This is a genomic window from Paracoccus binzhouensis (assembly GCF_016446475.1).
GTDB lineage: Bacteria > Pseudomonadota > Alphaproteobacteria > Rhodobacterales > Rhodobacteraceae > Paracoccus > Paracoccus binzhouensis.
Map to the genome: position 1 here is coordinate 24,999 of NZ_JAEHFP010000045.1, position 6,006 is coordinate 31,004.

Sequence of the window (6,006 nt, forward strand, 5' to 3'; positions counted from 1 at the left end):
CCGGGGAAGCTCTGCCGCAGCCGCCGTTGTTCAGGAGTCGTTCTGATGCGCCAGATATCCGCCAGCAGGCTTTCGGGATCTTCGCCCCTCATCGCCGCCATGCTCTGCCTTTCGCTTCCGGCCGCCGCCGCGGCGCAGGATCCGCTGGCATCCAACAACGGGCTTTATCCTTCCGACAACTGGCGCGGGCGCTTCCTGTTGGCGAATCTGGACTATCCCGGGCAGCCGGAACAGCCGGGCTGGCCCTTCCGCGAGACGGCCGGCCCGCTGTCGCAAAAGACCGCGCCCGCATATGCCCTACGGCTCAAGGCCCATCTGGGTCTGACGCTGGCGACGCTGGTGGATCGTCCCGACGACTGGGATCCGGTCGAGGCCGGCTGGTACGACATGGTCTGGAGCGGCGAGGGAACAGTCTCGGGCGGGGTGACGGATCCGACTTCGGGGCGCGAGGCGCTGATGAACAGCTATTCCGGCCAGATCATGCCCGCCGTGACCTTTCCCGAAGGCCAGGCGCCGCAAAGCCCGGTGCAGAACCACGCGGTGATCTATTACAATGCGCCGGCGGCGGCGATGCTGGGGCGGGTCTGGGCCGATCTCTATGCCCCGGACCTGAAGGCGGTCGGTTTTCCGGAAGGCTCGGTCGTGGTCAAGGTCGAGGCGGTTACCAATACGCCCGAGGACTGGCCGGTGCTGGAAAACAGCTCGGTCTGGCATGTCTTCCGCCCCACGACCGAGGACCAGCTGGCCGGCGGGCCGAACCTGCGCCCGCAGGTGCTGCCGGTGCGGCCGCTGCAGATGGCCGTCCGCGTCAAGGACAGCACCGCCGCGCAGGGCAGCGGCTGGGTGTTCGCGGTCTTCGTCTATGACAGGGACGCGCCCGGCACTTCGGCATGGGAGCGGTTCGTGCCGCTGGGCCTGCAATGGGGCAACGACCCGGACGTCACCGGACCCAGGGCCGACCGCTTCGGCCGGGCCGCGATCCGGCAAAGCTGGATCAACCCCGCGGCCCCCGCCTTCACCCGCGAGACCTTCGGCTGGGGCGGGCGCCTTTCGGGGCCGATGGATGTCTCGAGCCGGCACAACGTCATCCTGCCCAGCGGCGAACGCTATGTGAACGACCAGCATGTCAACGCCTCATCCTGCCAGAGCTGCCATGGCACGGCCGAATTCCCGCGGGCGGCCAATCTCTACCCTTCGCCCAATCGCAGCTTTCCCCGTGACGACCTGCCCTTCCTGCTGTACGAGCCCGGCTCGCCCGAGTGGATGCGCTGGTTCCAGAACCGGCCCGGCTCCGAGCCGATGACCAGAAGCGCCGGGGTCGTGGCGCTGGATTACGACATGGCGCTGATGTTCGCGGTCTCGGCCTATAACGAGGTCGCCGGAAACGCGCGGCTGGAGCAAGAGACCTTCGATGTCCATTAGCATGGATGACGCCGGCGCGGCGCCCTTCGCCGTGCGTGACGAGGATGCCGACTGGTCGGAATATCGCCCGGTCTCGGCCATGTTTGTCGATCTTGTCGGCTCGGCCGAACTGATCGGCAAGCTGGGGCCGGAACGCTACAACGCCGCGCTGCGGGCCTTTCACAACCTGGTCACGGCGCATGTCCGGCTGCTGGGCGGCGAGGTGGTGCAATATCTGGGCGACGGCGTGATGTGCCTGTTCCATCGCGGCCATGAGGAGATGGGTCGCGCGGCGGCGGCGATCGCAGCCGGGCTGCGCATCGCCGGGGCGATCCAGCGTCCCGGATCGGCCTTCCCCGCCAATGTGCGCATCGGCATCGCCTCGGGGTTGGCGCTGTTCAGCGACGGGGCCAGCGCCGCCGGGGTGCGCGCGGTCGGCCATTGCATCAACCTTGCCGCCCGGCTGCAGGCGGTCGCGCCGCCGGGCAGCGTGCTGGTCTGCGCCGAAAGCCGCCGCAGCGCGCAAGAGCTGTTTGCGTTCCGCGCCCTGCCGGACCAGCCGCTGAAGGGCTTTGCCGAGGCGGTCAGCTGCTGGGAGGCGGCCGAGCCGCGCGGCGAGCGCGCCGAAAACCCCCGCTCGCCGCTGGTCGGGCGCCTGGCCGAGATCTCGGCGCTGGAATCCGCCCTGGCCGAGGCGATAGCCGGCCGAGGCCAGACGGTCGCCGTCATGGGCGAGGCCGGCTTCGGCAAGACCCGGCTGCTTGAGGAATTCGCCCATTCGCCGCTGGCTCAGTCCTGCCAGCGCCTGGTCCTGAACTGCCGCCGCGACGAAAGGGGCGGCGATTTCCACCCGATCAAGGCGCATCTGCTCTGGGTTGCCGGGGTGGCGATGGACGATGACGAGCACCGGCGCGAGGCCAAGCTGCGGCAGATGTTCGGCGCGGTCTGGGGCCTGGAGGGCACGGCCATCGACGACCTGCTGGTGCTGCTGGACGCGCATTCCGACGCCGACCGCCAGCTCAGCACCGACCCGGTGCTGCTGCGACGCTGGCTGTGCGAGCAGCTGACCAGCCGCATCCTCGAGTTGCAGGGCGTCTCGCCGGCGCTGATCGTGGTGGTCGAGGATGCGCATTGGCTCGATCCCAGCTCGCTGGAATTCCTGGCCGGCTTCCAGGCGGTGCTGCGCGACCGGCCGATCCTGATGCTGTTCAGCCAGCGCACGGCGGGGTCCGGGGACCAGCCGGTGCTGGCGGCCGACCGGGCGCTGCGGCTTGAGCCGCTGTCGCGGGCGCAATCCCAGGACCTGATCCGCAGCCTGCTGAACGCGCGCGCCGGGGATGCCGAGATGGTCCGCTGGGTGCAGGACAAGGCGCGCGGCGTGCCGCTTTACGTCACCGCCTTCGCCGATTACGCGCTGCGCAAGGAAAGGGCCGATTTCGGAGCCCCCGACCTGCCGCTGGACCTGCTCGACGTGATCGAGGAAAGCCTGGGCCGGCTGCCCGAACGCACCCGCCGCTTCGCCCAGGCCGCAGCGGTCATGGGCCCGCATTTCGAGCCGGCGATCATCGCCGCGCTGCTGGGCGAAAGCGGCGAGGACACCTGCCGCCATGTCGACCGGCTGGTCACGGAAAAGCTGGCGGCGGAACGCGTCGGGATCCTGGGCATGGCCTTCGCGCATGACCTGGTGCGCGAGGCGATCTACGGCAATCTCGGCTCTGACCTGCGCCGGCGGCTGCATGCCGACCTGGCCGCGGTGATCGAGGCGCGCTGGCCCGAGGTGCCGGCGCATTTCCTGGCCCTGCATTTCGAGAATGGCGGCCAGCCCGAGCAGGCGCTGCGCTACCTGATCAATGCCACGCTGGCCTCGGTCCGCGTCGGCGCCCTGCAAGAGGCGCGCGATCATATCGGACGCGCCTTCGCCCTGCTGCCCCGGCTGTCCGGGAACCAGGAAAGGCGCCGGCAGGAACTGGCGCTCTACAGCCTCGAGGGGCCGTTGCAGATGATCCTTGGCGGGCCGGGCAACGCCGCCTTCGGCGATGCCCAGCGGCGCAGCATGGACCTGATGCGCGAGCTGGGCCTGAACGAGGACCGCGCGCATCTCTATTACAATTCCGGCCTGCACGACTGGGCCTGCTGCCGGCTGGACGCGGCGGAAACCACCGCCAGGACGGTGCTGGCCCTGCCCAACGAGGGCGAGGGCGCGCAGCTGGCCGGGCATACGCTGGCCGGGCTGGTAGCCTGGCACAAGGGCGATCTGGGGCGGGCGCGCCATCACCTGGGCCGCACCATCGCGCTTTACCGGCCCGAGAAGCACGCGCCGCTCTTCTCGAAATATCTCAAGGATTTCGGGGTGTTCAGCCTATTCTATTCCGGGCTGACCGCTTCGGTCGCGGGGGAATTCGACGCGGCCGAGGGTTTCGCCACCCGGGCGGTCGAGCTGGGCCGGAGCCTGGGCATCGCCCATGCCCGCGGCTTTTCCCTGCTGGCGATGTTCCTGACCGAGATGTTCCGCGGCGATCCTGAAACCACCGTCGCCCATGCGAAAGAGGCCGAAACCCTGGCCCGCACCCATCATTTCCCGGAATTCCTGGCCATGGCCGGCTTCGCGCAGGGCTGGGCGCTGACGCGGCAGCCGGCGACCCGCACCGAGGGGATCGCCACGATGATCGACGGGCTCGAGGGCTGGCGGCGGACCAATTTCATCGCCTGGCAGTCGCTGTTCGAGGCCATGGTGATCGAGGAACTGGTCAAGGCGGGCGAGCCGTCCCGCGCCCAGGCCTATCTGCCGGGGCTGAAGACCCGCCTGGCCCAGAGCGGAGAGGCGCAGTTCCTGGCCCCGGCACTGATCGCCGAGGCGCAGCTTCTGGCCGCGCAGGACCAGCCGCAGGCGGCGCAGGCCAGTCTGGCGCAGGCATGGGGCCAGGCCCGCGCGATGCGGGCGCATCTGTGGCTGACCCATGCCGAGCGCGCGGGCGAGCGCATCGGCTGGGTGCCGGCATGAGCCCGGATCCTGCGCGGGATATCGGGCGGTTTCCGCTGCTTGCCGGGCTGGAGGACGCCGTCCGCCAGCGCGCGGCCCGGTCGCTGCGCTGGCAGAATTTCGACAGCGGCGCCATCGTCATCGACCGCGACGACGAACAGGCCGACGTGCATTTCCTGGCCCGCGGCCAGCTGATGGCCGTCTACTGGACCCGGGACGGCCGCGAGATCATTTTCACCGCCATGTCCGAGGGCAGCTATTTCGGCGAGCTGACCGCGCTCGATGGCGCGCCGCGCTCGCTCTGCGTCTATGCGCGCAGCCCGGCGGAACTGGCGATCATGCCGGCCGCCACGTTCCGCGAACTGATCCACGACAGCGCCCTGTTCCGCGACCGGGTTCTGGCCGGGTTGACGCATCGGGTGCGCGACCTGACCGAGCGCATGTGCCAGCTGACATCGCTGTCGGTGCCGGATCGCGTCCGCTCCTTCGTCCTGCGCCGCGCGGCCGAGTCCGGCTGCCTGAACCCCGGCGCGGTGCTGCGCGACTTCCCCACCCATGCCGAGATTGCCGCCCAGATCGGCGCCAACCGCGAGGCGGTCAGCCGGGCGCTGTCGGCGATGCGGCGGGACGGGATCCTGCGCGCCGGGCGCGGCGAGGTCGCGATCCTCGACCCGGACCGGCTGCTGGATCGGGATCTGTAGGGTCGGCTCGGGGCCACGCCCGGGACTTGCGCTCAGGACTCGGCGGCGATCGCCGCCAGCGCGCCCTGCGCCATCTCCTTCGAGATGCGGTCGGTGATGTCGCCCTCGGCGATCTTGTGCAGGGCGATCTCGATGGCGTCGCCGCTGATGGTTCCGCGGCCCTGCATCAGCGCCAGTGTCACCCTGCCGATGGTGAATGCAACCATGTCGGGACTTTGAAGATGCGACATGATTCGACTCCTGTCATGATGAACGCATCTCCTCGGCTTCGTCGTTCGGAATCCGAGGCGTCGGGTTTCAGGCGGGTGGGGGGCGAAGCGCCTCCGCCCCCCGGGACTGGTCAAAACGTCACTCGTCAACACCCTGAAAAGGCTTTGGTCATGAAACCCCGCAGATGATCGGCTTGTCGGAATTATAGTCGATATAATGCCAGCCGTTCCGGATCGTTGTGATGGCATAGACATCGCCGCTTTCGTCGATGAATTTGAAATGCCAGCCCTTGCTGTTGTAGAAATTGATCCGGTAGGAATAGATCGCGCCCCGATCATGGCTGACATAGCCATTGACGATGCCGATATTCTCGGCGCCGGGCGAGGTATAGCCCAGGCCGCCCGGCTCCCAGCACAGGGCCTGATAGCCGGGCGGGGTGGTCGGTCCATGCGCCAGCTCATCGGCGAGCGATGCGGCGGCATAGCCCTGCTGCTTGGGGTATCCGATTTCGTAGGTCTTGCCCAGGTCCGTGGTGCGGGACAGGACGAGGTGATTGTCGCGGTCGAGGATATTCGTCATGGTCAGCTCCTTGCCGAACGGGAATTGGGATATCTTGGCAGGAAGAAGCCTAGGTCATGTTGACAAATGGCGAAGCCAGAGCCTGATGCAGGCGATGTCGATGAAGCCGAGGAAACTGTCTGCGGTTTTGTCGTA

Annotated in this window: 5 protein-coding genes and 1 pseudogene; 3 read left to right on the forward strand and 3 right to left on the reverse strand. The window is 68.4% G+C overall.

Translation table 11 applies throughout. The annotated features are described in order from the left end of the window. Positions 1 to 45 precede the first annotated feature (45 nt). Genes I9P22_RS12020 through I9P22_RS12030 form a run of 3 tightly spaced genes read left to right on the forward strand, consistent with a single transcriptional unit; the run spans position 46 to position 5,082 of the window. Positions 46 to 1,422 (forward strand): hypothetical protein, encoded by a 1,377-nt coding sequence (locus I9P22_RS12020; protein WP_199259720.1) that lies wholly within the window; start codon positions 46 to 48, stop codon positions 1,420 to 1,422. After that, positions 1,412 to 4,402 (forward strand): ATP-binding protein, encoded by a 2,991-nt coding sequence (locus tag I9P22_RS12025; RefSeq protein WP_199259721.1) that lies wholly within the window; start codon positions 1,412 to 1,414, stop codon positions 4,400 to 4,402. Before I9P22_RS12020 ends, I9P22_RS12025 begins: the two co-directional genes overlap by 11 nt. Continuing rightward, a complete protein-coding gene (locus tag I9P22_RS12030) occupies positions 4,399 to 5,082 on the forward strand; it encodes a Crp/Fnr family transcriptional regulator (RefSeq protein WP_199259722.1) in 684 nt (227 codons plus the stop codon). The genes I9P22_RS12025 and I9P22_RS12030 overlap by 4 nt, the downstream gene beginning before the upstream one ends. A gap of 32 nt (positions 5,083 to 5,114) precedes the next feature. On the opposite strand, the gene I9P22_RS12035 is transcribed toward I9P22_RS12030, so the two are convergent. The 3 genes and pseudogenes from I9P22_RS12035 to I9P22_RS12045 form a co-directional block, all read right to left on the reverse strand. Continuing rightward, on the reverse strand, positions 5,115 to 5,312 hold the full coding sequence (locus I9P22_RS12035) for a hypothetical protein (RefSeq protein ID WP_199259723.1): 198 nt from the start codon (positions 5,310 to 5,312) through the stop codon (positions 5,115 to 5,117). A 148-nt stretch (positions 5,313 to 5,460) separates the two neighbouring features. After that, positions 5,461 to 5,871, reverse strand: coding sequence for a hypothetical protein (locus tag I9P22_RS12040; protein WP_199259724.1), 411 nt, complete (start codon positions 5,869 to 5,871; stop codon positions 5,461 to 5,463). Positions 5,872 to 5,925: 54 nt separating this feature from the next. Then, positions 5,926 to 6,006 (reverse strand): annotated as a pseudogene (locus I9P22_RS12045) (IS5/IS1182 family transposase); the annotation flags it as partial.